The organism is Streptomyces sp. NPDC006296, from assembly GCF_040613235.1.
Classification (GTDB): Bacteria; Actinomycetota; Actinomycetes; order Streptomycetales; family Streptomycetaceae; genus Streptomyces.
The window spans coordinates 70,440-92,672 of the sequence record NZ_JBEXRT010000022.1; the positions used below are offsets into that span (position 1 = coordinate 70,440).

Sequence of the window (22,233 nt, forward strand, 5' to 3'; positions counted from 1 at the left end):
CCGGTGCGGGAGACGGTGCGCGTCCGAGTTCATGTCGGAGTGGGCAACGGAGGGGCTTGTGCGGACTCCGGTGTGCGCGCGTCGCGATCGTGAAGGATTGGCGTTCGGTGGACTGATGCAGCTGACTGCCTCGGCGGAGCTGAGGCCTCCCCAGGAGGGTTGTCACATCTGTGATTCGAAGTCACACCAGCCCCGGATTGCTCCTGTGACGCACGGCACGTGGGCGACGATCTCTTTTGCAGTTCGCTGCCGTGTATCAGCCAATCGGCTGGCGGGATTGTGCCGGAGACCCATCCGGTGGGGGCACAGCTTCGAAGACGACAGTGTCCGGGCATCTGTTCGGACTTCCTGTCCCCAACGAGCATCGGAGAACCTCGTGAAGCTTTCCGTACCCGTCCTGCGCCGGCACTTCGTGGGAGCCCTGATCGGCACCGCACTGCTGGCCTCGGCCCCCGTGGCGTCGGCGGCCTCGGCCCCCGAGACAGCCCCCCGGGGGACGCAGGCCGCGCCCGCCGGGGAAGCTTCCCCCGGCCCGTTGGCCCTCTACCGGGGCGTACAGGGCGGCAACCTCTGCCTGCTGGCGCGGTGCACGGTCGGCGACTCCGGCGGCAGCCCGGGGCCCAGCAACACCCAGGGGTTCAACCTCTGCCTGCTCGCCCTGTGCACCGTCCGCCCCTGAACGGCGTCGTGCATGAGGAAGGGCCCCGAGTCGGTGAAGATGACTCGGGGCCCTTCCTCATGCCCGGCCGGTTCGGCAGCGAGGTGGCGTTACTCGCTGAGCGACCCGGTCACGGGCTGCGGGTCTCAGCTCTTGGGCATGAGGACGGTGTCGACGATGTAGACGGTGGCGTTGGCGGTGGGGACGTTGCCGCAGACGACCTTGGAGGTGTCGTTGACGGTGTAGTTCTCACCGGAGCCCTTGGTGGCGAGGGTGGACTTCTGGAGGGTGTCGTAGGTCCCGCCCTCCAGCTGCTTGGGGGTGAGCTTCTCGCCGACGACGTGGTAGGTGAGGATGTTGGTGAGCATCTCCTTGTCGGCCAGGACCTTGTCCAGGTCGGCCTTCGGGATCTTGGCGAAGGCGTCGTTGGTCGGCGCGAACACGGTGATGTTCTCGGCGCTGTTGAGGGTGTCGACGAGGCCGGCCTTCTTGACCGCGGTCACCAGGGTGGACAGCGCCGGGTTGTTGGAGGCGGCCGTGGCGACGGGGTCCTGGGCCATGCCGTCGAAGGAACCCGCGCCCTCCTTGGGGACGGACGCACAGCCCGGACCGAAGGGACCCGCCATGGGGTCGGTACCCTCGGCCGGCGCGCTCGACTCCTCCTTGGCCGGAGCGGAGCTCGTCGCCTTGTCCGCCGCCGAGTCGGAAGAGCTGTCGTCCCCGCCGCAGGCTGTGAGGGTCAGCGGCAGGACGGCGGCGGCGGTGAGGGCGAGGGCGGTACGGCGGATCCGGAAGGCGTTCACGAGAATTCTCCTGCGTGTTCGTCGGTTGCTCTGCGGGTGGACCGAGCGGGCTGATCAACTCGTTGCTTCTGCGTCCCGTGGTGCTGACGCAGGAGCGGACATCGGGTGTGCGAACGGACGGTGTCAGTGCGGTCTTCCGCGAAGCGGCTCCGGGGGGAGCCCCGCCGAGAGCCTGACAGGCCGTGCCGTTCTGATCGTCATGTCTGCTATCCGGAGCCGCCGCGACTTCGGATTGGTCCGGGACGGAGAAAACTTTGTCCGGGGGCCGGGCCCGGGTGGAGGTGCGCCCGAGGGGAGACGCCGGGGACCGGATGTACCCACCACGAGCGTTGCTGACCGCGCCGACCAATCCGGCGCCCCTGCGGCGGCGAACAACAGATGTGCGCGGCTGTTCGGAGGAGAGGCCGCACACGATGAGGTTCCCGTCGGGGACGGGGGCCTCGTCCGTTCCCCGCGCCGGAAGGCCCGTGGGAACGGTTGTCGCGGGGCGCCACTCTCCTGGGCGCCCCGCGACGCGACCCGGCCGCCGTTCGGCCGGAGCGTCCCGGCGAGGGACGACGGGCCGAGGCCGGACCGCCCGGGACCGGATCTTTCCGTCGTGCACCGCACCAGATGCTCGCCGGCCGGTTGCGGCCCCGCGTCCGCCGGCCGAGGGTGGCGGCGGACGCTACCGGACGACCCTGCGGTAGAACCACACGCCCAGCGGTGCGAAGAGCGCCACGATCCCCGCGTCCCAGACGAGCGCCTCCCACACGTCGGTCGTGGCCGGGCCGCCCAGCACCAGGGTCCGTACGGCCTCGGCGGTCTGCGAGACCGGCTGGTGGTTCGCGAACGCCTGGAGCCAGCCGGGCATGGTGTGCACGGGGACGAACGCCGAGGAGGCGAAGACCAGGGGCGCGAGCACCGGGAAGGCGGCGGCCTGGGCGGACTCCGGGTCGCCGACCGCCATGCCGACCACCGCGAAGATCCACGACATCGCGAAGCCGAACGCCAGGACCAGCAGCACTCCGCCGAGGAACGCCGGAACACCGGCGTGGATCCGGAAGCCGAGGGCGAAACCGACGGCGGTCATCAGCGCCACGACGAAGACGTTGCGTGCCAGATCGGCCGTGGTCCGGCCGACCAGCACGGCCGAGCGGGCCATCGGCAGCGAACGGAAGCGTTCCATCAGGCCGGTCTGCATGTCGGTGGCCAGCCCGATCGCCGTGTTCATCGATCCGAAGACGGCGGTCTGCACGAAGATCCCGGGAATCAGGAAATCGACGTACGAGACGCCGGGCGGCAGCGACGGGCCCACGACACCGCCGAAGACGTAGCGGAACATCAGCACGAAGACGAGCGGTTGGACGGTGGAGAACACCAGCAGCCGCGGCACCCTGCGCAGACCTATCAGGTTGCGCCAGGCGATCGCCAGGCCGTCGTTGACCGTGGCGGCGATCCGGCTGCCGAGCCGCTCCGCCGAGGGGCGCCCGGTGGTGGTCGTACTCATTCCGGCTCCCCGGGGGCGGCGCCGGTCCCTGTGCGGTGGCCGGTGAGGGCGAGGAAGACGTCGTCGAGGCTGGATTCGCGCACCGTGACGTTCCGCGGGACGAGTCCGTCGGCCTCCAGCAGGTTCAGGAGGCCGCGCAGCAGCGCGAAGGCGTTCCGGCTGGGCAGCCTGAGCCGCGGACCGTCGACCTCCGTGGCCGCTCCGAGCCGCCTCCCGACGGTGGCGGCCGCCGCCTCCGCGCGGTGCCGGTCGCCCATGTCCAGTTCGATCACGGTGTTGCCCAGGCGGGCCTTCAGGGCGGCGGGGGTGTCGTCGGCGATGAGACGCCCCTCGTCCACGACGACGACCCGCTCCGCCAGCTGGTCCGCCTCCTCCAGGTACTGGGTGGTCAGCAGGACGGTGGTCCCGTCGCTCACCAGCTCGCGGATCAGCCCCCACAGGGCGTTGCGGCTCTGCGGATCCAGGCCGGTGGTCGGCTCGTCCAGGAAGAGGAGGGGCGGTTCGGCGACCAGGGCGGCGGCGACGTCGAGACGGCGCCGCATCCCGCCCGAGTAGGTCCGCACCGGGCGGTCGGCGGCGGCCACGAGGTCGAAGCGGTGCAGCAGCGCACTCGCCCGGGGCCGGATGCGGGCGTGGGCCAGCCGGGTCAGCCGGCCGATCAGACGCAGGTTCTCCCGCCCGGTCAGGTTGGGGTCCACGGCCGCGTACTGACCGGCCAGCCCGATCAGCCGCCGCACCACGGCGGCCTCCCGCACCACGTCGTGCCCCAGCACCTCGGCGCGGCCGGCGCTCGGGGGCAGGATCGTCGTCAGGATCCGGATCACGGTGGTCTTGCCCGCACCGTTGGGGCCCAGCAGTCCGAAGACCTCACCGGGCCGGACCTCGAAGGTCAGCTCGTCCAGGGCCACGAGCGATCCGAACCGCTTGCCGAGGCCGTCGACGCTGATGGCGGCTCGCTCCATGGGCTGCCCCTCGATCGAGGTGGCCGTGGCATCCGGCCGGGTCCCGCTCCGCTCCCTCCATTCTGGCCTCGCCCCGCCCCTGCCGCAGAACGGTGTGATGCGCCCCCGGGCGTGCGCCTCCGGCCTGCGCCTCCGGCCTGCGCTGCTGCCGCGGGCCGGAGCGGGGCGGCGTCCGTGCCCGTCACCCCGGCGTCCGTACCCGTCACCCCTCCTCCCCTGACCTCCTCCGTCGTCCCTCTCCGGCGGTCCGAGAGGCGGTGTCCGTCGTGCCCGTGCCCACCGGATGCCGGATACCGGCCCCGGCAGGGATGCCGGATACCGGCCCCGGCTCCGTACGGGCGCCCTGCCGTGTCAGCGGTGCCTGCCGTGGAGGGACACCACCGCGCAGCAGCACCAGCCGATCGGCTGGACGGCCCAGTAGCTGACGGCGCGGTACAGCAGGGCGGCAGCGAGCGCCTGGTGCGCAGGGACGCCGTAGGCGGACAGCAGTGCGGCCATGCCCGCCTCGATCACACCGATGTTGCCGGGCGTCAGCCGCAGGCTCGCCGGGATCTGGGTCAGCACGTAGGCGCCGAGCACCCCGGGCCAGGGGACGGCGATGTGCAGGGCCCGCATGCACAGGACCAGGCACGCCAGGTCGAACACCCAGTTGAGGAGGGCCTGGGCTGCCGGTGACATCCATGCGCGGGGCCTCCGGTCCAGGTGCTGTGCCTGCTCGGCGACTCCGGCCGCGGCGGCACCGAGGTCGCGTGCCCAGCCGGAATCACGGGTCGCTCCGGCCCAGAGCCGGCACAGCCGCCTGCGTACGGTCTTCGACCGCCTGACCAGGGCCGCACCGGCGCCCACCGACACCAGGGCGACCAGAAAGACCGACATCGTCCAGAATCCGACGATCCGTGCTGACGATCCGGAGGCCAGGAGGGCCACCGTCATGAGGACGCCGAGCCCCAGGGCGGACAGCGCACCGGCGACGGCCAGGACCGCCGCCGCGAGCTCGGGACCGACCGCACGACGGCGCAGCTGCCGGTAGGCCCAGGCGGTGGCCAGTACCGCCCCGCCGGGCAGGACCCCGGCGACCGCGTTCGCGCCCAGGGTCAGCGCCGCCGTTCGGCGCAGGGGCCAACCGGCGCCGCCGGCGTTCAGGAGCCACCGCCACACCCCGGCGAAGCACAGCAGCGATGCCGCCTCGCACACCGCACCCGCGGCCAGTACCGGTGGGTCGACGTCGGCGAGCAGCCGTACGGCTCCGGCGACCTCGCTCCTGCGCACCACCGCCGTGGTGGCCAGGGCGACGAGTACGGCTCCGGAGAGGAACCACCAGGCGTACCGGGGCCATCGGCGCGAGCCGGTGGACCGGCCCGGCCGGCCGTCGATGCGCCGGTGTCCCTCTCTGCGAGCAACCACGATGCCGGAACACTCCCTGAAGCTCCGCGCGGGCGAACGGCCCTTCCGCTCCCGGCTCCGACGCGCCGGCCGGCTGTCGCCTCCCGCCCGTACGTCCGGCGGGGCGCTCCCGTGACGGCCGGGCGCCGCACCGCAGCGGCCCGGGACACGGCAGCCGCGCGCTCCGCTGCCGCTGTGACGCACACCGGCGGGACCCGGCCGGTCCCGGGCGGCGTCCCTCGCTCTCCGCTCCGTCCGGTGGCGCCGGCCGTACCGCTCTCCCACTGTGGGGCCGGCCGATCAGGTGCGGCCAGGTCCGAACGGTCCTCGGCGTGGGCCGTTCGGACCCCACCCGGGAGCCCGGAACCGGCGAGGCTTCCCGTGCGCCGCCCGGCTGTCGCGGGGGAGCGGACACACCGCCGGACGCTCGCGCCGTCGATCCGCCGAGGAGGACCCGGCCGGCGCCGCCCGGCCGTCGAAGGGGACCCGTCCGTCGAACGGGACCCGTCCGTCGGAAGGCGCCCGTCAGCCGGGCAGGGCCCGTTCCGGCGGGGTGCGCGGGTGGGTCAGGACGCGTTCCTGTCCGCCGCCGCGTGCAGGACATCGGTGTGGCTCCACCGGGGGACGGTGCCGCGTTCGACCAGGGCGCATCGGACACCCTCGTCGAAGTCGTGGCCACTGACGACCGACCTGGCAGTGGCGAGTTCCCGGTCGAGGCAGGCGCGGAGGGGGTCCGTGGAGCCCAGCCGCAGCAGTTCGTCCGTGAGGACGAGACTCGCCGGGCAGGCGGCGCGCAGGGCGGCGAGCGCGGCATCGGCTTCCGGTACGGCCGCCAGGACGGTCGTCAGGTCGGCCAGCGGGGTGGTCCGGAACACCCGGAGGAGCGCTTCCTCCGCCGCGGACCGTGCGGGGCCGGGGTCCGGCGGCGGTGTGTGGACGCGGTCGAGGGCGTCGGCGCCTTCACGGGCCAGGAGCAGCACGAGGTCGTCGAGACGCTCCCTCGGCACATGGTGGGTGGCCAGGCCGCTGCGGAGCGCACCGGAGGCGTCGACCCGTGCACCGGTGAGGCCGAGGTAGCGGCCCCAGCCCGGGGCCAGCCGGGGCAGGAAGTGGCTGGCCCCGACGTCCGGGAAGAACCCGATCGCGGTCTCGGGCATCGCCAGCACACTGTGCGGGGTGACGACCCGGTGGCTGCCGTGGACGGACAGGCCGAGTCCGCCGCCCATCGCCACGCCGTCCAGGACGGCGACATAGGGCTTGGGGTAGGTGGCGATCTGTTCGTTGAGTGCGTACTCCGCGGCGAAGAAGGCCATCGTGGCCTCCAGCCGGTCCGCGCGGATCTCTTCCCGCATCAGGCGGATGTCGCCCCCCGCGCAGAAGGCGCGGGCGGAGGTGCTCCGGACGACGACGGTGTGCACGGAGTCGTCGTCCGCCCACCGGGTGAGGACCCGGGTGAGGTCGTCGACCATGGCGGGGGTGAGGGCGTTGAGCGCCTTCGGCCGGTCCAGCCGGATCAGGCCCAGTCCGTTCTCGGCCGCGGCTGTCACATGGCCGCCGGCCGGTCCGGTGCGGGCACCGGGTGGCACCGGGCGGGAGGTGCGGTCGAGCGGGGAGTCGTCGACAGGAGTGCCGGATCCCGGCATGGCGGTACCTTTCGGCGGGTGCATCAGGCCACGAGCGAGCGGTAGAGCTGCTCGACGGCGGCCCGGTCGGGCGAACGGGGATTGTTGGCGGGCGAGCCGGAGGCGAGCGCCTGCTCGGCCATCGTGGGCGTCATGTGCAGCCAGCGCTCCCGGTCGATTCCGTACTGCTCGGGGCTGGGGACGGCCAAGTCGGAGTTGAGGCTGCGGAGTTCGGTGAGGAGCGCCTGTGCGGCGGCCTCGTCGGACCCGCCTTCGCCACTGAGGGACATGGCGCGGGCGCAGTCCGCGTACCGGGACACCGCGGCCGACAGGGAGTAGGCGGTCACGGTGGGCAGCAGCATGGCGTTGGAGAGGCCGTGGGCCACGTGGAAATGGGCCCCGACAGGACGGCTCATACCGTGGACGAGGGCGACGCTGGCATTGGAGAACGCCATTCCGGCCTGGGTGGAGGCCAGCATCATCGCGCTGCGCGCCGGGAGGTCGTCCGGGCGGGCGTAGGCGGTGCGCAGGTTCCGGCCGATGGCGGCCATGGCGGTGAGCGCCAGCCCGTCGGTGAAGGGCGTGGCCCGGCGGCTGACGTAGGACTCGATGGCGTGGGTGAGCGCGTCGATCCCGGTGTCGGCGGTGAGCCGGGGCGGCATCGCGACGGTCAGCAGCGGGTCCACCAGGGCCGCCGTCGGCAGGAAGGCCAGGCCGGGGCAGAGCATCTTCTCGTCGGCCGACCCGGTGTCGTCGGTGATGATGGTGTAGCGCGTGCACTCCGAGCCGCTGCCGGCGGTGGTGGGTATCGCGACGAGGGGGAGGGCGGGAGTGTCGGTGACCACCGGAGCGGCATAGTCCCGCATGGGCCGTCCGGTCGTGCCGAGCAGCGCGACGGCCTTCGCGGTGTCCATCGGACTGCCGCCGCCGAGCCCGATCACGCAGTCGAAATCGCCCCGGTTCAGCTCGTCGACGGCGTCCTGCACGGACGTCGTCGTGGGGTCGGGCCGGGTGCGGTCGTACACCTGCGCCTGAATGCCGTGCGGGACCAGGCCGTCGGCGATGCGGCCGGCCGTGCCGCTGCCGCTGAGGTAGGCGTCGGTGACGATCAGCGGCCGGGAGAGTCCCAGGGAGTGGAGCACCTCCCCGAGTTGCTCGGAGGCGCCGGGGCCGATCCGCAGCAGGCGCGGCAGGGCGACGGACGCGACGGAGTGCGTCATCGTGACTCCTCTTCTTCCCGGGGCGGCGCGGTGGGGCGCGGCAGCTTCGTGTGCTCCGGGCCCTTGAGCGCGAGGGTGCTCCGCGCCTGGGCCGGGGTCGCCGGGGTCCGTCCGGCTTCCTGGAGGATCCGTACCATCTTCTCGACCTGTTCGGCATTGCTGCGGGCGAGTCGACCGGCGCCGATGTAGAGGCTGTCCTCCAGACCGACGCGTACGTGCCCGCCCAACTGCGCGGCGTGCGTGGCGACGGCGAACTGGTGGCGCCCCGCAGCGAACGCGGAGAACACGTATTCCTCCCCGAAGAGCCGGTCGGCGGTCCGCACCATGTGCTGGACGTGGTCCAGGTCGGGTCCGATGCCGCCGAGAACGCCGAACACTCCCTGGACCAGGTAGGGGGAGCGCACGAGCCCACGCTCCACGAAGTGGGCCAGCGTGTAAAGGTGGCCGATGTCGTAGCACTCGAACTCGAAGCGGGTGCCGCGCGCCTGGAGGTCGCGCAGGATCGTCTCGATCTGGGTGAAGGTGTTGGAGAAGATCCGGTCCGCGGAGCCGGTCAGGTACGCCTCCTCCCAGTCGTGGCGCCAGTGCGTGACGCGGCTCGCGGCGGGGGCGAAGTTGAAGTTCATCGACCCCATGTTCAGCGAGGCCAGTTCGGGCGCGAAGGTGCGGGCCGTCGCCAGCCGTTCGTCGAGGGTCATGACGGCGGATCCGCCGGTGGTGATGTTGACGACGGCGTCACTGCCCGCGGCGATCGGCACGAGGAACCGCCGGAACACCTCGGGGTCGGAGCTGGGCCGCCCGTCCTCGGGGTCGCGGGCGTGCAGGTGGAGCACGGCGGCACCGGCGCGGGCGGCGTCGAGGGCCTGCCCGGAGATCTCCGCGGCGGACACCGGAAGCGCGTCGGACATGCTCGGGGTGTGGATCGCACCGGTGACGGCGCAGCTGATGATCGTGTGCTCGGTGTGCTTCATCAGGAGTCTCCTCGCGGACGCAGGGCCCGCACCGTGGCGACCGCGGCCTCGGCGAGCATGGAGGTGTCGTTGCCGACCACGAGGAAGTCGAAGCCCTGCTCCAGCAGTACCTCGGCCGCCCCGGGGGTCGCGGTCGCGGCACCGCACGGCACGCCGGCTGCGTGGGCGGCGGCCAGGGTGCGGGCGCACAGGCCGGTGACCTCGGCGGAGCCGGGGGCGTGGCCGATGTCCAGTCCGATGTCCGCCGCGCCGACGAAGAGCGCGTCCACGCCCTCGACCGCGGCGATGGCCGCGGCGTTGTCGACGGCCTGCCGGCTCTCGATCTGCGGGATGCACAGCGCTCCGGCAGCGGAGCCCAGATAGTCGTCCCGTGAGGCCAGCCCCCAGCGTCCCGCCCTGCTGGTACCGCCGGCGCCGCGCCGGCCGTGCGGCGGGAAACGGACGGCGGAGACGGCCTGGTGGGCCTGGTCGACCGTGTCGACGTGGGCGATCAGCACCCCCGCCGCCCCCGCGTCAAGCAGCCGCTGGATCCGCGACGGGGTGCCGTCCGGCACCCGCACCAGCGGCGTCGTGCCCAACGCCGCCGCGAGCGTGATCAGTTCGTAGGCGGTGCGCACGTCGAGCGGGGCGTGCTCCTGGTCCACGACCACGAAGTCGAATCCGGCGTGGGCGGCGATCTGCACGGATTCCAGGGCCGGCAGCTTCACCCAGGTCCCGACCCGGCCACCGCTGAAGGCCGTCATGAGGTCCTCGCCTCGCCGGGAGCGGGATAGTCGTCCGCGTTCAGCACCCAGCCCGCGCGGGCGGAGAAATCGGCCCGCGGAGGGCTGAAGACGTCGATCAGCTCGTTCCGTTCCTCGCCGCAGGCCCGGGTGGTGTGCACGGTCGGGGGCGGGATGACGGCCACCGAGGGGCTGCCGATCTCACGGTGCTCGTCCGGACGCCACTGGTCCATGTCCGTGGTCCAGGGGGTGCGGATGTGGTGCTCGAAACGGCCGGCCACCGCCAGCGAGCACTGCTGGCGCGCTCGTCGTCGCCGGCTTCAACGACGCCCACTGCCATCCATCGCAGGCCGCACTCGCGCGCACCCGCGTCGACCTCGACGCCGTCACCGACCCCGCCTCGCTCCCGGACGTCCTGCGGCGCCGGGCCCGGCACACGCCTCCCGGCGAATGGATCGTGGCGCAGCCCTACGACGAGCGCGTCCTGGGACCGCTGGACCGCGATCTCCTCGACCGGGTCTCCGCGACCCGGCCCGTCCTCGTCATCCACTACTCGCTGCACCGCGCGGTGGTCAACAGCGCCGGGCTGCGGCTCCTCGGCTACCGCACCGCGCAGGACGCCCCGGCCGGCGGCCGGCTCGGCACCCGCCCCGACGGAAGCCTGGACGGACACCTCGTCGAACGGGCCTGGCTGGACCCCTGGCTGCCGGGGACGGGCGAGGTCTCGATCGCCGCCGCCGGTCCGGCCGGCGACCAGCGGGCCGCGCTCAAGCAGGTGATCGCCGAGCTGCACGCGAAGGGCATCACCTCCTTCTGCGACGCCCTCGTCACCCCTGTCGAGCAGCGGCTCTACTCCGACGCCCTGGCCGCGGGCGAACTCACCGCGCGCGTCGGCATGCTGCTCTGGCACGCGTACGCCGACCCCGGCCACCCGCCCGCCGCCTCACCGGATCCCCACCGGCTCCGGACGGTCGGTGTGAAGATGATGCTCGACGGGGCCCTGACCGGCGGGACCTGCCGCTGCCGCGATCCCTACCGCAGCACCACCGGCACCGGCAACGGGCTGGAAGTCCTCTCCCGGCGCGAACTGGACGCGATCGTACGGTCCTTCCACGCCGCCGGTGTGCGCGTCGCCGTGCACGCCAACGGTGACGAGGCCGTCCAGACCGTCCTGGAGGTGATCGAGTCGCTGCCTCCCGGTGAGCTCCGGCACCGCATCGAACACTGCAGCATCGTCGACGACGAGCTCATCGCGCGCATCGCCGCGACGCGCACGATCACCGTGCCGTTCGGCCCGTTCGTCGCGCTGCACGGCGAGAAGCTGCGCGACCACTACGGGGAACGGGCCGAGAGGATCTCCGCCCACCGGTCCCTGCGCGCCGCCGGCATCACGGTGGCCGGGTCCTCCGACTACCCGCTGGCCCCGCCCGGCCCCCTGCTCGCCCTCCGCTCCCTCGTCACCCGGACGACGGCCGCGGGCACGACGGTCGGTCCGCACCAGCGCATCGGCGTCGAGGAGGCGCTCGACGTCTACACCCGGGGCTCCGCGGCGGCCTCGGACGAAGCACGGGTCAAGGGAACCCTGGCGGTCGGGCGGCTGGCCGACTTCGCGGTCCTCGACACCGACCTGACCACCGTGCCGCCCGACGCCTGGGCGGACGTCCGCGTGAGATCGACCTGGGTGGGAGCGGAGTGCGTCCACGACGACCGGAAGGCGCACCGGGACGCACACGGAACGAGCCCCGGGGGTACGGCCTGAGCGGGCGCGAAGGTGGGGGAGGCGGCGCGGGGGTACGGCCTGAGCGGGCGCGGTGGTGGGGGACGGCCGGGCGGGCCGGAGGCGGGTGCGGCCCGGTGGACGCGGCCCGGCCGGGACGGCTCGAGCGCCCCGACCGGTGGAGCGTGCGACGTGTCGGGGAACGCGCCTCGTGAGGGGAACGCACGCGTGGGGACGTGACACCCGCGGCGGCGGTCAGCGGCCCGCGACCGTTCCGCGTTCCGGCTCCGCGTTCCATGCGATCGGTGTCCGTGCTGGTCAGCGAGGTGTCCGCGTTCCAACGTCCCGTCATGGCGCCGGTCCGTAGCGGCTGGGACGGATCGCGGCACAGGCTGTGTCCTGTCGACGGCACTCCGCCGGACGACGTCCCAGTCCGCACTGCGTGAGGATCTCATCCATGTCTGCAACCGCCGCCCGCCTCGCCACCTCCGTAGCCGTCGGTGCCGCCCTCGTGCTCGGCCTGACCGGCGCGGCCACCGCATCCGCACCCTCCCGGGAGGCCAAGGCCACGGCCTGTACCGGCACCGAGCTCCGGCCGACCCTCGTGCACGGCACCGACGCCGACCCGGACCCCGAGGCGGTCCAGACCACCGCCCTGCTGCTGTTCACCAACGTCGGCGAGCGCACCTGCACCGTCCAGGGCTACCCCGGCCTCGACCTCGTGGACGCCGACGGTGAAGCCTGGAGCATGGCACGGCAGCAGGGGAAGGCGGAGAAGGTCACCCTGAAGCCGGGCGTGGCCACCATGGCCGAGCTGACCTTCCTGCCCGTCAGCCCCGGCTCCTCCGCCCCGGACGAGGAGGCCTTCGTGCCCGTCAGCGTCAAGGTCACGCCGCCCGACACCACCAGGACGACCACGCTGAGCTGGCCCTGGAAGGACATCGCCGTCCTGGACCAGACCGGTTCGGGTAGGCCGGGCACCTACATCGGCACGGTGTTCGGCACCGCGAGCAGCTGAGCGCGGAGAGGGACACCCCTGCCGTCGGCCCCCGGATCCTCCGGGGGCCGACGCGGCCGTGCCGAGGGCGCGACGGCGGCGAAGGCATACGCGTCCGCCCGCCCGGGGAGGACGGTCGCCGAGGGGCGGGCGTACCGCGTGTCGCTGCCCGGGTCAGTCCTCCGGGCGGAGGAGACCGCGTTCGTAGGCCCTCCTCAGGTGCTGGGGCACCAGGTGCGTGGTCCCGTCGACGGTGACGGGGACGAGCGCCGGGGTGCTCGCCTTCCACCGGGCCCGGCGGTGGCGGGTGTTGCTCCGGGACAGCTTGCGCTTGGGGACGGCCATGACGGTCCTTTTCCTGGGAGGGAGACGGAGAGACGGGGCGGGTCAGCGAGTCGAGTAGGGGAGCAGGGCCATCTCGCGGGCGTTCTTGACGGCCGTGGCGATCTGGCGCTGCTGCTGCCGGCTGATCCGGGTGACGCGGCGACTGCGGATCTTGCCGCGGTCGGATATGAACTTCCGCAGCAGGTCCGTGTCCTTGTAGTCGATGTACGTGATGCGGGCCGCGTCGAGCGGGTTCGGCCGGTTCTTGCGTACGGGGTCGGTCCTGGTGGGGCGGGGCATGACGGCTCCTCGGAGGTGTGATGGGGGCGGGTCAGGCCGCGGCGTCGAGAAGCGCGTCGAAGCCGGTGGGCCGGGAGCGGGCGTCGGGTCCCGACGCGAGCTCGTCGTCGGTGAGCAGGCAGGAGTCGAGCAGCGAGAGCAGACCCGCCCGGTCCAGGCCCGGGGAGGTGAAGACGAGGTGCTGGCAGCGGTCTCCGTGCTCGGGATCCCAGTCGAGGGCCGCGGCGGTGCGGCGTTCGGCGGGCATCATCTCCCAGGCGGCGTCGGGGAGCGCCGCCATCCAGGGGCCCGCGCTCTCCACGCACAGGGCGCCTCCGGCGGCGTCCCAGGCGAGCAGGCTGCCGGGCCGGTCGGCCAGCCAGAACCTGCCCCGGCTGCGGGCCGCCGCGCAGCACAGATCCTCCAGGGCCTCGTAGAGGCGACCGGCGTGGAAGGGGCGGCGGCGCCGCCAGACGAGCGTGCTGATCCCCTCCTCGTCGCAGTCGTGCGGGAGACGGGCGCAGGCCGGGTGCTGTGCGGCCGCCGCCGCGGTCACGTCGAAACCGGCGACCGCCCGGGCACCCAACGCGCCGGATCCGACGCCGACGTGCTGGGCGCTGGGGTGCAACTGCCGCAGCAGCGCCAGGTCGTCCGGCCCGGTGTCCACACTGTCGGTGACGGCGAGGACGGGGGCGTACTCCAACTGCCGGGCGAACGTGTCGCCGATGGTGCGCTGGTCCGTGGCGGCGGCGGCGAGTCCGGCCTCCGCGAGGTCGTCGCCGTTGGACAGGCACGCCAGGACGAGGGAAGGGTCCACGGCCGTGAACACGTTGGTCAGCCGGAAGGCTTCGCCGCCGTGCGCGGCGATGACCTCGGCCATGCCGCGGGGTTCGACGGAGTCCCACAGCTCCACGACGGCCAGGCGGGTGAGACCGCTGCCGGCCAGCCGCTCCAGCTCGGGGACGAGGTCCTCGCGCAGGGCGCAGCAGGCGCAGTCGTTGACCAGGGGCGTCTCGCCCCGGCCGGTCTCGCCCGTGGAGTCGCGGACGCTGCGGTGCACGGTGCCCGCCGGGCCGGCGGACAGGTCGTGGTGCAGGGCGACGCTGTCCGGCACCTCGCGCAGCAGCTGCTCGACCGTGGCGCGCCGGGCCTCGGCATGAAGTCCGCCGACGATCACGACGGACATCGGCGCGTCGCGGCTCATCGGCGGCCCTCGTCCCGTCCGTAGCGGCGCTCGAAGCGCTCGACGCGGCCGGCGGTGTCCAGCACGCGGGCGGTGCCGGTGTAGAAGGGGTGGCTGGCCGACGAGATCTCGACGTCGACCACCGGATAGGTCTGGCCGTCCTCCCACTCGACGGTCTTGTCGCTGGTCATCGTGGACCGGGTGAGGATGGCGAAGTCACCGGCCTTGTCGCGGAAGACGACCGGACGGTAGGCGGGGTGGATTCCGGGCTTCATGGGTGGGGTCTCTCTGTCGGGTGCCGGCGGTCGGGCGGATCCGGTGCGGTCAACGTTCCTCGCGGAAGTCGACGTGCCGCCGGACGACGGGGTCGAACTTGCGCAGGACCAGCCGGTCCGGGTGGTTCCGGCGGTTCTTGCGGGTCACGTAGGTGTAGCCGGTTCCGGCGGTGGAGCGGAGCTTGATGATCGGGCGTACCTCGTTGCGGGCCATGGCGAGTAGCATACGACAATGATTTCCATTACCGATAACTCGGTGGAGAGAAAGGCAGCACCCCTATGTCCGCCCACTGCCAGCTGACCGGCGCCCAGCCGGTCTTCGGCAAGAAGATCTCCCACTCGCACCGGCGCACCTCGCGCCGGTTCGACCCCAACATCCAGAACAAGCGCTACTGGCTGCCCGGCGAGGGGCGGCACGTCCGCCTGCGGCTGAGCGCGAGGGCCATCAAGACCGTGGACTCCATCGGTGTCGAGGCCGCCGTCGCCCGCATCCGGGCCCGAGGGGAGCGTGTCTGATGGCGAAGAAGAGCAAGATCGCGAAGAACGACAAGCGGAAGCTGATCGTGGCCCGCCACGCGCAGCGGCGCGCGGAACTGAAGGCCGTCCTGGCCTCCGTGCGGGCCACGGACGAACAGAAGGCCGCCGCGCGGGAGGAGTTGCGGCGCCAGCCCCGGGACGCGAGCGCGACCCGGGTGCGCAACCGCGACAGCGTCGACGGCCGCCCGCGCGGCTATCTGCGCACGTTCGGCCTGTCCCGGGTGAACGTACGGGCGCACGCCCATGCCGGTCACCTGCCGGGAGTGACGAAGTCCTCCTGGTGAACCGGCCGCGGCGCGGGGGGCGGTGTTCCGGTGGCGTCCCCCGCGCCGCGGTTCCCGCCTACGGCGCCGTCGACGTGCCCGTGCGGTCGGCGTGGGCGGCGCGGGCCTCGTCGATCCGGGCCAGGTGCGCGACGCTCCATTCGAGCAGGGGCGCGGTGGCCCGGCGCAGGGTGATCCCCATCTCCGTGAGCTCGTAACTGACGTGCGGCGGCATCACCTCGTGGACCGTGCGCGTGAGGATCCCGTCCCGCTCCAGGCTGCGCAGCGTCACGGTGAGCATGCGCTGGCTGATGCCGTCCACGGCCTTCTTGAGTTCGGTGAAACGGCGCGGTCCGTCGCTGAGCTGGCGCACGACCAGCAGCGACCACTTGTTCCCCACGATGTCGAGGACCACCCGGGTCCGGCACGCGTCGGCCGGCTCTGTCACGGGCTGTGGACCGTCCTGTCCCGCGTCCATGGTTACCTCCAGAGAACCGGGGCACCGAAAAGTGTCTTATTGCCTGTGGTGAGTCGTTGTACCAGCATGTTTCTCGGTACGTGAAAGGTACCAAGGCACGAAAGGTAACCACCACGGCCGCGGACCCCGCGGCGTGTGCGTGGCCGTGCTCCACGACCCCTGCCGAGGAAGGCCGATTTCCCATGCCCACATTCCTGCTCGTACACGGTGCCTGGCACAGCGGACAGTGCTGGGAGCGGGTGGTGCCCCTGCTGGAGGCCGCCGGGCACCGGGTGTTCGCGCCCTCGCTCACCGGCTACGGCGACAAGGCGCACCTGCTGGGCCCCGAGGTGGGGCTCGACACGCACGCCGACGACGTGGTCGCACTGATCACCGAGGAGGACCTCACCGACGTCGTCCTCGTCGGCCACAGTTATGCCGGGCTGGTCGTCACCTCCGCGGCCGACCGGATTCCGGAACGCCTCGCGCATCTGGTCTACCTCGACGCGATGGTCCCGGAGGACGGGGAGTCCGCGGCCGACGTCCAGCCGATGACACGGCACCTGATCGAGCTCGCCGAGGCGTCCGAGAGCGGCTGGCGGGTGCCGCCGATGCCCGAACAGCCCGCACCGCTGGGGCTGTTCGGCGTCACGGACCCCGACGACGTCGCCTGGCTGCGCGGGATGCTCTCGGACCAGCCGGTGCGCTGCCTCCAGCAGCGGGTGCGGCTGGACAACCCGGCGCTGAACGCCGTCCCGCGCACGCACATCCACAACGTCGGCAACCAGCCCGCGGGCATCACGCGCCGCCCCGTGGCTCCGGTCCAGCCCAACGGCACCCCCGCACGGATCCGGGAGCTGCCGACCGGCCACGACAGCATGATCACCATGCCGGACGCACTCGCCGGGCTGCTCCTCACGCTCGCGGGGTGATCCCGCCCCGGGGCGTGGGCGCGCTGCCGCCGGGGCGCGGGGGAGCCGTGGGCCGCGGAACCGGGGGACTCACGGGCGCGGGCTGATCCCCGCGACGGTCAGTGCGAGCAGCCGGTGGGCCTCGGCGGTGGGGTCGCGGTGATGTTCCGTGGCCAGTGCGATGCCCGTGACCAGCGTGATCAGGTCGGTGACGGTGACATCGGCCGCCACCGCTCCCGCCCGGGCGGCGTTCCGCAGGAGTGGGGTGGCGCCGTCCCCGAGCCGGGCCGAACAGGCGCTCACCTGTCCGCCCTGATCCGCCGCGCCCCCGGTGTCCCCGGTCAGCGCCTCGGCCATCCCGCGCGCGGACGCGGCGTACGCGGCCAGGGCCTCCAGCCACTCCAGCAGTGCGGCGCGGGGGTCGTCGGCCGCAGCCAGCTCCTCGGCGTGCGTGCACAGGGCGGCGATCCGCTCCTGGAACACCGCCTCCAGAAGCGCGCGCCGGCCGGGGAAGTGCCGCCGGACGGTGGCGGAGCCGACCCCGGCGACCCGGGCGATCCGCTCCAGGGAGGCCTCGGCCCCGTGTGCCGCGACCTCCTGCTCCGCGACCGCGAGGATCCGGGCGTAGTTACGGCGGGCGTCCGCGCGCTGGACCGTCACGCGTTCTCTCCGTTCTTGCCAAGTGGCGGGGGCCTCCGTATCGTAACCCTCCTTAAACGGCGGACCCCGCCGTTTAGTGTGTCCTGTCGTTCTCGTACGTCAGCACTCCGAAGGAGCAGTCATGATTCCGTCCACCGCGCCCGTCCTGGTCGTCGGCGCCACCGGCCGGCAGGGCGGCGCCACGGCGCGCGCTCTGCTCGCCGCGGGGATCCCGGTCCGTGCTCTCGTCCGCGACCCGGCCGGTGACCGGCCGAGGGCGGTCGAGGCGCTCGGCGCGGAGCTGGTGACCGGGGACCTGGAGGACCGCGGTTCCCTGACGGCGGCGGCCGAGGGGGCCCGTGCCGTCTTCTCGGTCCAGATGCCCGACCTGGCGGGGCGCGGCTTCGAGGGCGAGGTCGCCCAGGCCGAGAACCTCATCGCGAGCGCGAGGGCCGCCGGGGTGCCGCAGTTCGTGCACACCTCCGTGTCCGGCGCCGGGCAGCACGTGAGCTGGGTGGAGGCCGGGTCGCCGATGGAGCCGTACTACACCGCGAAGTCCGGTGTGCAGGACCGGGTCCGGGAGGCGGGCTTCGCGCACTGGACGCTCGTCAAGCCGGGGTTCTTCATGGAGAACTTCCTTCCGTCCGAGCAGATCATGTTCCCCCGCGGCCTGCGGGGCGGACTCGTCACGCTCCTGAAGCCCACGACGTGGCTCTCCCTGGTCGCGGTCGGGGACATCGGCCGGACCGTCGCTGCGGCCGTCGCCGACCCCGAGCGGTTCTCCGGGATCGAACTGGAGCTGGCGAGCGACCACATGACCATGACGGACGTCGCCGGGGTGCTGGCCCGCCACCTCGGTACGGAACTCACCGCTCCCGAGATGACCCCGGAGGAGGCGACGGCGGCGGGCATGCCCCCCATGGGCTTCGGTCAGGCCCTGATCAACGACCACCCGCAGCCGGCGCATCCGGACTTCGCCCGCGCCCTGGGAATCCCGCTCACGTCGTACGAGGCGTGGGTCCGGCAGCAGGTCTGGGAGCGGTAGCCGGTCACCCCACCTCCGGCCGGGCCCTTTGGCCGGCCCGCCTCCGCCCGCGCCGGCTCTTCGTCCGGCCCGCCTTTGTCCGTGCCGGCCTCCCGTCCGGCGCGGAAGGGACGATGGGCGTGGGTGCGGTGCCGGCGCCCGGCCGGCCGTCAGGCGCGGTCGACCGGTGCGCAGGGGACGAGCTGGTGGGCGTCGCCCCGGGCGACGACGTGGCCCGCCGTGGGCGGTGCGAAGTGGCTGCCGAGGAGCAGGGTCCGGGTGCCGGAGAGGGAGCTCAGGATGCGCCTCCTGGTCCGGGCCGCGCCCTCCGGATCGATGTCCACGCAGCTGCTCAGGTCGGGGTGGGCCAGCTGGACGGGGTGGTGGATGCAGTCCCCGGTGATGAGCGCCCGCTCGCCGCGGCTGTGCAGTTCCACCGCCACCTGGCCCGGCGTGTGGCCCGGGGTGGGCAGCAGGCGGACGCCCGGCGCGACCTCCGCGCCCTCGTCCGGTACGTCCACGAGGTCGAGCAGTCCCGCCTCCTCGACGGGGTGGACGGAGTCCCGGAACATCTGGTGCCGGGCCTCGTCCATGTCCGTCCCGGCCCAGAAGTCCCGCTCCGTGCGGCTGGTGAGGTAGCGCGCGTTCGGGAAGGCCGGGACCCAGCGCCCTTCCTCCTGCACGGTGTTCCAGCCGACGTGGTCGGTGTGCAGATGGGTCAGGACGACGAGGTCGACCGCCTCCGGTGCGAAGCCGGCCCGCGTGAGGCGTTGCGGGAAGTCGCTGTCCAGGTCGTGCCAGGCGGGGTTCGCCCGCGTCTTGCCGTTGCCGATGCCGGTGTCGACCAGTACCCGGAGGCCGGCCGTCTCGACGGCGAAACTGTGGCTGGCCAGGCGCAGGACGCTCTGCTCGTCCGCGAAGTCCGGCCGGAGCCACGGGACCTGGTCGACCACGGCCGGAGTGGCGCCGGGCAGCAGCCAGGGACCCGTCCGCGCGGGCAGCGGGATCTCGTCGACACGGCTGATCGTGAGGTCCCCGACCGTCCAGGCCGGGATGCCGGTGGGGCCGGCCGCGGGGCCGGTGCCGGGGAGTCCGGGTGGGGTGGTCATCGCGTGCTCCTTCGTGGTGGGAGTGACCTGTGGGAGGGAGGTGTTCGGCCGGGCGGTCGGGCGGTCGGGCGGCCGCCCGGCGGTGCGCCGCCACGCCCGTGAGTAGCACGCCCGTGCGCCGCGGCGCCTGGATCCGGTGTCCGGCGCGGTGGATCCGCAGGCGTGCGTACCGCCTCCCGGTGGGGTGCCGGAGGGGGAAAGCCCTCCTCCGCGCCGCTTAAGGCAACGGGTTTGCCTTTGGCTACCGTACGGCCTACCGTCCTCTAAAGCGAAAAAGTAGCGTTTGAGTGACGCGGGGAATCGCGGCACCGCACGACGCGCAGCCACGCCGAGCCGAGAGGACATCCCATGAACACGGACGACCTGACTCCCGAGGAGGCCGCCCGATGGGCGCTCCGGGCGGGGCTGCCGCTCGCGGACGAGCGCCGTGCGGCGGTGGCGGTCACCGCCGCGCACATCCAGTCCGTCGTCGCGACCCTCCGGGAGATCGACTTCGGGGACACCGCGCCCGCGGCCGTGTTCACCGCCGGACAGGAGCACGCCGATGCAGCCGTATGAGCTGTCGCTCGCCGAAGCGGCTCGCGCCGTGCGGGCGCGGGAACTGTCCCCCGTCGAGCTGACCGACTCCGTCCTGGACCGGATCGGCGCGGTGGAGGGAGGCCTCCAGGCCTACGTCACCGTGGCCGCGGACGCGGCTCGCCGCTCGGCGTCCCTGGCCGAGCGGGAGATCGCGGCCGGCCGGTCGCGCGGGCCGCTGCACGGCATCCCCATGGCGCTCAAGGACCTGATCGACGCCGAGGGGCTGCCGACGACGGCGAGTTCCCGGGTCCGGGCGGACCATGTGGCCGCCGGGGACAGCGCCGTGGCCGCACGACTGTCCGAGGCGGGCGCCGTCCTGCTCGGCAAGACCCACACCCATGAGTTCGCCTACGGACTGACGACGCCGCAGACCCGCAACGCATGGGACCAGGGGTGTGTCGCCGGAGGGTCGAGCGGCGGCTCCGCCGTGGCCGTGGCCGCCGGGGAGGCGACCTTCGCGCTGGGTACGGACACCGGAGGCTCCATCCGGGTCCCCGCGGCGCTGAACGGCGTGGTCGGACTCAAGCCCACCCACGGTCTGGTCCCGGTGCGCGGTGTGGTCCCGCTCTCCTGGTCCCTGGACCACGTCGGGCCGCTGACCCGCACCGTCGAGGACGCGGCACTCGTCCTCGACGCCCTGGTCGGCCACGGCGCGCCCGGCTCCTCGGGGCCGCCCCGGGCGTCGGGGGCGTCAGGGGGGCCGGTGGGGGAGCCGGGTGCCGGCCCGTCCCGGGACGACGGGGATCTGACCGGGGTGCGCGTCGGCGTCCCGCGGAACTACTACGTCGAGCGGATCTCCCCGGAGGTCGACGCCGCCGTACGGGAGGCCGTCGGGCGGCTCCAGGAGCTGGGCGCGGAGACCGTCGAGGTCGAGATCCCGATGGCGCGCTACGTCCAGGCGGTTCACTGGGGACTGATGGTCCCCGAGGCCACGGCGTACCACGAGAAGACGCTGCGCTCCGTCCCCGAGCTGTACACACCGGACGTGCGCGTCCTCCTCGAAGCGGGTGAACTCCTGCCGGCCGGTGACTACCTGCGGGCCCAGCGTGCCCGGACCCTGATGTGCGACGCCTGGGCCCGGATGTTCCGCGAGGTCGATGTCATCGCCGCGCCCGCGGTACCGATGACCGCCGTCGCGTCGGGGCAGGAGAGCGTCGAATGGGCCGACGGGACGGTGGAGGCCGTCTCCGAGAGCTATGTCCGGCTCTCCGCGCCCGCCAACATCACCGGGTCTCCGGCGCTCACCCTGCCCGTCGGCCGCGATCGGGCGGGCCTGCCGATCGGCATCCAGCTGATGGGGCGCCCGCTGGACGAGGCGACCGTGCTGCGCGTCGGCCGCGCCTGTGAACGGGCGGTCGGCGGCGCGGGCGGACCCGCCCCGGTCGCGGCCTGAGCGCGGGGCGGAGCCGCCCGACGGCGTGGGCGACCGTGCCGCCGACCAGCGGGATCCGAATAGAAGCTATGGAATTGCGTTAAGGTGGTGATATGAGTCCTCGGTCCATGGTGCGCCCCGGCGGCCGCAGTGCACGTGTGCAGGAAGCCGTGCACACGGCCGTCCGTGAGCTGGTCGCCGAGCAGGGGCGCGAGGCGCTGACCGTCCCGCGGGTCGCGGCGCGGGCCGGGGTGACACCGTCGACCGTGTACCGGCGGTGGGGCGATCTGCAGGAGCTGCTCTCCGACGTCGCCGTCGAGCGCCTGCGCCCGGACGCGCCCCCCGCCGACCTGGGCGGCTTCCGTGCGGACCTGGGCCTGTGGGCGGAGCAGTTCCTGGAGGAGATGGCGTCCCCGCCGGGGCGCGCCTACATCCGTGACGCGCTCCTCGGCGATCCGGACGGCGCCAACGCAGGCCGGTGTGCGGCGTACGCGGCCGAGCAGATCGGCGTCATGCTGACCCGGGCGTCGGAGCGGGGCGAGCCCGTCCCGGACGCGGAACAGGTCGTGGACCGGGTGGTGGCCCCTCTGATGTACCGGATCCTGTTCCGCCCCGGCCCGCTGGACACCGCGTACGCGCGCGACCTCGTCGAGAGCGCGCTCGGCCGTCCCTGAGACCCTCGGCCCGTCGGGGGCCGCCCGCCCCGCCGAGGGCCCCGCGCCCGGTCCGCCCGGCGG

Annotated in this window: 26 protein-coding genes and 1 pseudogene; 10 read left to right on the plus strand and 17 right to left on the minus strand. The window is 73.3% G+C overall.

The genetic code is table 11. The features are described from left to right. The first annotated feature begins 376 nt into the window (after positions 1–376). Positions 377–679 (plus strand): hypothetical protein, encoded by a 303-nt coding sequence (locus tag ABZ172_RS17570; protein WP_356884620.1) that lies wholly within the window; start codon positions 377–379, stop codon positions 677–679. A gap of 125 nt (positions 680–804) precedes the next feature. On the opposite strand, the gene ABZ172_RS17575 is transcribed toward ABZ172_RS17570, so the two are convergent. The 9 genes from ABZ172_RS17575 to ABZ172_RS17615 form a co-directional block, all read right to left on the minus strand. Beyond that, the gene (locus ABZ172_RS17575; protein WP_356884621.1) at positions 805–1,461 is read right to left on the minus strand and encodes a fasciclin domain-containing protein; all 657 of its coding nucleotides are present in this window, start codon (positions 1,459–1,461) and stop codon (positions 805–807) included. 667 nt (positions 1,462–2,128) lie between these two features. Beyond that, a complete protein-coding gene (locus ABZ172_RS17580; RefSeq protein WP_356884622.1) occupies positions 2,129–2,950 on the minus strand; it encodes an ABC transporter permease in 822 nt (273 codons plus the stop codon). Continuing rightward, positions 2,947–3,912 (minus strand): ATP-binding cassette domain-containing protein, encoded by a 966-nt coding sequence (locus ABZ172_RS17585; protein ID WP_356884623.1) that lies wholly within the window; start codon positions 3,910–3,912, stop codon positions 2,947–2,949. Before ABZ172_RS17585 ends, ABZ172_RS17580 begins: the two co-directional genes overlap by 4 nt. 351 nt (positions 3,913–4,263) lie before the next feature. Beyond that, positions 4,264–5,316: a lysylphosphatidylglycerol synthase transmembrane domain-containing protein gene (locus ABZ172_RS17590; protein ID WP_356884624.1), complete on the minus strand. Its 1,053-nt coding sequence runs from the start codon at positions 5,314–5,316 to the stop codon at positions 4,264–4,266. A gap of 545 nt (positions 5,317–5,861) precedes the next feature. Beyond that, positions 5,862–6,938, minus strand: a complete 1,077-nt coding sequence (locus ABZ172_RS17595) for an enoyl-CoA hydratase/isomerase family protein (RefSeq protein ID WP_356884625.1) — start codon at positions 6,936–6,938, stop codon at positions 5,862–5,864. A 23-nt stretch (positions 6,939–6,961) separates the two neighbouring features. Continuing rightward, positions 6,962–8,137, minus strand: coding sequence for an iron-containing alcohol dehydrogenase (locus ABZ172_RS17600; RefSeq protein ID WP_356884626.1), 1,176 nt, complete (start codon positions 8,135–8,137; stop codon positions 6,962–6,964). Continuing rightward, positions 8,134–9,108, minus strand: coding sequence for a 3-keto-5-aminohexanoate cleavage protein (locus ABZ172_RS17605; RefSeq protein ID WP_356884627.1), 975 nt, complete (start codon positions 9,106–9,108; stop codon positions 8,134–8,136). The genes ABZ172_RS17600 and ABZ172_RS17605 overlap by 4 nt, the downstream gene beginning before the upstream one ends. Beyond that, positions 9,108–9,851, minus strand: a complete 744-nt coding sequence (locus ABZ172_RS17610) for an aldolase/citrate lyase family protein (RefSeq protein WP_356884628.1) — start codon at positions 9,849–9,851, stop codon at positions 9,108–9,110. The genes ABZ172_RS17605 and ABZ172_RS17610 overlap by 1 nt, the downstream gene beginning before the upstream one ends. Next, the gene (locus ABZ172_RS17615; RefSeq protein WP_356884629.1) at positions 9,848–10,111 is read right to left on the minus strand and encodes a hypothetical protein; all 264 of its coding nucleotides are present in this window, start codon (positions 10,109–10,111) and stop codon (positions 9,848–9,850) included. Before ABZ172_RS17615 ends, ABZ172_RS17610 begins: the two co-directional genes overlap by 4 nt. Positions 10,112–10,188: 77 nt before the next feature. On the opposite strand from ABZ172_RS17615, the pseudogene ABZ172_RS17620 reads away from it, so the two are divergent. Together ABZ172_RS17620 and ABZ172_RS17625 are read left to right on the plus strand one after the other, a co-directional pair. Next, positions 10,189–11,589: pseudogene (locus ABZ172_RS17620) on the plus strand (amidohydrolase); the annotation flags it as partial. 415 nt (positions 11,590–12,004) lie between these two features. Next, complete coding sequence (locus ABZ172_RS17625) at positions 12,005–12,565, plus strand: DUF4232 domain-containing protein (RefSeq protein WP_356884630.1); 561 nt, start codon at positions 12,005–12,007, stop codon at positions 12,563–12,565. 153 nt (positions 12,566–12,718) lie between these two features. Here the strand turns inward: ABZ172_RS17625 and rpmF are convergent, their stop codons facing one another. The 5 genes from rpmF to rpmG are packed head-to-tail and all read right to left on the minus strand — an operon-like array spanning position 12,719 to position 14,819. After that, positions 12,719–12,889: a 50S ribosomal protein L32 gene (rpmF, locus tag ABZ172_RS17630; RefSeq protein WP_356884631.1), complete on the minus strand. Its 171-nt coding sequence runs from the start codon at positions 12,887–12,889 to the stop codon at positions 12,719–12,721. Between the two features lie 42 nt (positions 12,890–12,931). Further along, positions 12,932–13,168, minus strand: coding sequence for a 30S ribosomal protein S18 (rpsR, locus tag ABZ172_RS17635; protein WP_356884632.1), 237 nt, complete (start codon positions 13,166–13,168; stop codon positions 12,932–12,934). Between the two features lie 31 nt (positions 13,169–13,199). Beyond that, positions 13,200–14,351 (minus strand): GTP-binding protein, encoded by a 1,152-nt coding sequence (locus ABZ172_RS17640; protein ID WP_356884633.1) that lies wholly within the window; start codon positions 14,349–14,351, stop codon positions 13,200–13,202. Further along, positions 14,348–14,605 carry a type B 50S ribosomal protein L31 gene (locus tag ABZ172_RS17645; protein ID WP_356884634.1) on the minus strand — a complete coding sequence of 86 codons (258 nt, stop codon included), beginning with the start codon at positions 14,603–14,605 and terminating at the stop codon, positions 14,348–14,350. Before ABZ172_RS17645 ends, ABZ172_RS17640 begins: the two co-directional genes overlap by 4 nt. 49 nt (positions 14,606–14,654) lie before the next feature. Further along, complete coding sequence (gene rpmG, locus ABZ172_RS17650; protein ID WP_356884635.1) at positions 14,655–14,819, minus strand: 50S ribosomal protein L33; 165 nt, start codon at positions 14,817–14,819, stop codon at positions 14,655–14,657. A 65-nt stretch (positions 14,820–14,884) separates the two neighbouring features. Between rpmG and rpmB the strand changes: the two genes are divergently transcribed. Together rpmB and rpsN are read left to right on the plus strand one after the other, a co-directional pair. Continuing rightward, positions 14,885–15,121 (plus strand): 50S ribosomal protein L28, encoded by a 237-nt coding sequence (rpmB, locus tag ABZ172_RS17655; RefSeq protein WP_356884636.1) that lies wholly within the window; start codon positions 14,885–14,887, stop codon positions 15,119–15,121. After that, positions 15,121–15,426 (plus strand): 30S ribosomal protein S14, encoded by a 306-nt coding sequence (gene rpsN, locus ABZ172_RS17660; RefSeq protein WP_356884637.1) that lies wholly within the window; start codon positions 15,121–15,123, stop codon positions 15,424–15,426. Before rpmB ends, rpsN begins: the two co-directional genes overlap by 1 nt. A gap of 58 nt (positions 15,427–15,484) precedes the next feature. Here the strand turns inward: rpsN and ABZ172_RS17665 are convergent, their stop codons facing one another. Beyond that, complete coding sequence (locus tag ABZ172_RS17665) at positions 15,485–15,883, minus strand: helix-turn-helix domain-containing protein (protein ID WP_356884638.1); 399 nt, start codon at positions 15,881–15,883, stop codon at positions 15,485–15,487. Positions 15,884–16,065: 182 nt separating this feature from the next. Between ABZ172_RS17665 and ABZ172_RS17670 the strand changes: the two genes are divergently transcribed. After that, on the plus strand, positions 16,066–16,794 hold the full coding sequence (locus tag ABZ172_RS17670; protein ID WP_356884639.1) for an alpha/beta fold hydrolase: 729 nt from the start codon (positions 16,066–16,068) through the stop codon (positions 16,792–16,794). Positions 16,795–16,863: 69 nt separating this feature from the next. Here ABZ172_RS17670 and ABZ172_RS17675 read toward each other — a convergent pair whose 3' ends face one another. Then, positions 16,864–17,433 carry a helix-turn-helix domain-containing protein gene (locus tag ABZ172_RS17675; protein WP_356884640.1) on the minus strand — a complete coding sequence of 190 codons (570 nt, stop codon included), beginning with the start codon at positions 17,431–17,433 and terminating at the stop codon, positions 16,864–16,866. 121 nt (positions 17,434–17,554) lie between these two features. Between ABZ172_RS17675 and ABZ172_RS17680 the strand changes: the two genes are divergently transcribed. Next, positions 17,555–18,457: an NmrA/HSCARG family protein gene (locus ABZ172_RS17680; RefSeq protein WP_356884641.1), complete on the plus strand. Its 903-nt coding sequence runs from the start codon at positions 17,555–17,557 to the stop codon at positions 18,455–18,457. A 149-nt stretch (positions 18,458–18,606) separates the two neighbouring features. Here the strand turns inward: ABZ172_RS17680 and ABZ172_RS17685 are convergent, their stop codons facing one another. Beyond that, positions 18,607–19,545, minus strand: a complete 939-nt coding sequence (locus tag ABZ172_RS17685; protein WP_356884642.1) for an MBL fold metallo-hydrolase — start codon at positions 19,543–19,545, stop codon at positions 18,607–18,609. Between the two features lie 348 nt (positions 19,546–19,893). Here ABZ172_RS17685 and ABZ172_RS17690 point away from each other — a divergent pair, with 348 nt between their 5' ends. From ABZ172_RS17690 to ABZ172_RS17700, 3 genes are all read left to right on the plus strand, one after another. Beyond that, complete coding sequence (locus ABZ172_RS17690) at positions 19,894–20,103, plus strand: hypothetical protein (RefSeq protein WP_356884643.1); 210 nt, start codon at positions 19,894–19,896, stop codon at positions 20,101–20,103. Then, a complete protein-coding gene (locus ABZ172_RS17695; RefSeq protein ID WP_356884644.1) occupies positions 20,090–21,517 on the plus strand; it encodes an amidase in 1,428 nt (475 codons plus the stop codon). The genes ABZ172_RS17690 and ABZ172_RS17695 overlap by 14 nt, the downstream gene beginning before the upstream one ends. 92 nt (positions 21,518–21,609) lie before the next feature. Then, a complete protein-coding gene (locus tag ABZ172_RS17700) occupies positions 21,610–22,170 on the plus strand; it encodes a TetR/AcrR family transcriptional regulator (RefSeq protein ID WP_356884645.1) in 561 nt (186 codons plus the stop codon). The last annotated feature ends 63 nt before the right edge of the window (positions 22,171–22,233 follow it).

Bases quoted from the DNA above. Each gene is read 5' to 3' on its own strand.
- ABZ172_RS17580 (WP_356884622.1), bottom strand. From the start codon at position 2,950: ATGAGTACGACCACCACCGGGCGCCCCTCGGCGGAGCGGCTCGGCAGC.
- ABZ172_RS17585 (WP_356884623.1), bottom strand. From the start codon at position 3,912: ATGGAGCGAGCCGCCATCAGCGTCGACGGCCTCGGCAAGCGGTTCGGA.
- ABZ172_RS17595 (WP_356884625.1), bottom strand. From the start codon at position 6,938: ATGCCGGGATCCGGCACTCCTGTCGACGACTCCCCGCTCGACCGCACC.
- ABZ172_RS17600 (WP_356884626.1), bottom strand. From the start codon at position 8,137: ATGACGCACTCCGTCGCGTCCGTCGCCCTGCCGCGCCTGCTGCGGATC.
- ABZ172_RS17605 (WP_356884627.1), bottom strand. From the start codon at position 9,108: ATGAAGCACACCGAGCACACGATCATCAGCTGCGCCGTCACCGGTGCG.
- ABZ172_RS17610 (WP_356884628.1), bottom strand. From the start codon at position 9,851: ATGACGGCCTTCAGCGGTGGCCGGGTCGGGACCTGGGTGAAGCTGCCG.
- ABZ172_RS17625 (WP_356884630.1), top strand. From the start codon at position 12,005: ATGTCTGCAACCGCCGCCCGCCTCGCCACCTCCGTAGCCGTCGGTGCC.
- rpmF (WP_356884631.1), bottom strand. From the start codon at position 12,889: ATGGCCGTCCCCAAGCGCAAGCTGTCCCGGAGCAACACCCGCCACCGC.
- rpsR (WP_356884632.1), bottom strand. From the start codon at position 13,168: ATGCCCCGCCCCACCAGGACCGACCCCGTACGCAAGAACCGGCCGAAC.
- ABZ172_RS17640 (WP_356884633.1), bottom strand. From the start codon at position 14,351: ATGAGCCGCGACGCGCCGATGTCCGTCGTGATCGTCGGCGGACTTCAT.
- ABZ172_RS17645 (WP_356884634.1), bottom strand. From the start codon at position 14,605: ATGAAGCCCGGAATCCACCCCGCCTACCGTCCGGTCGTCTTCCGCGAC.
- rpmG (WP_356884635.1), bottom strand. From the start codon at position 14,819: ATGGCCCGCAACGAGGTACGCCCGATCATCAAGCTCCGCTCCACCGCC.
- rpmB (WP_356884636.1), top strand. From the start codon at position 14,885: ATGTCCGCCCACTGCCAGCTGACCGGCGCCCAGCCGGTCTTCGGCAAG.
- rpsN (WP_356884637.1), top strand. From the start codon at position 15,121: ATGGCGAAGAAGAGCAAGATCGCGAAGAACGACAAGCGGAAGCTGATC.
- ABZ172_RS17665 (WP_356884638.1), bottom strand. From the start codon at position 15,883: ATGGACGCGGGACAGGACGGTCCACAGCCCGTGACAGAGCCGGCCGAC.
- ABZ172_RS17670 (WP_356884639.1), top strand. From the start codon at position 16,066: ATGCCCACATTCCTGCTCGTACACGGTGCCTGGCACAGCGGACAGTGC.
- ABZ172_RS17680 (WP_356884641.1), top strand. From the start codon at position 17,555: ATGATTCCGTCCACCGCGCCCGTCCTGGTCGTCGGCGCCACCGGCCGG.
- ABZ172_RS17685 (WP_356884642.1), bottom strand. From the start codon at position 19,545: ATGACCACCCCACCCGGACTCCCCGGCACCGGCCCCGCGGCCGGCCCC.
- ABZ172_RS17690 (WP_356884643.1), top strand. From the start codon at position 19,894: ATGAACACGGACGACCTGACTCCCGAGGAGGCCGCCCGATGGGCGCTC.
- ABZ172_RS17695 (WP_356884644.1), top strand. From the start codon at position 20,090: ATGCAGCCGTATGAGCTGTCGCTCGCCGAAGCGGCTCGCGCCGTGCGG.
- ABZ172_RS17700 (WP_356884645.1), top strand. From the start codon at position 21,610: ATGAGTCCTCGGTCCATGGTGCGCCCCGGCGGCCGCAGTGCACGTGTG.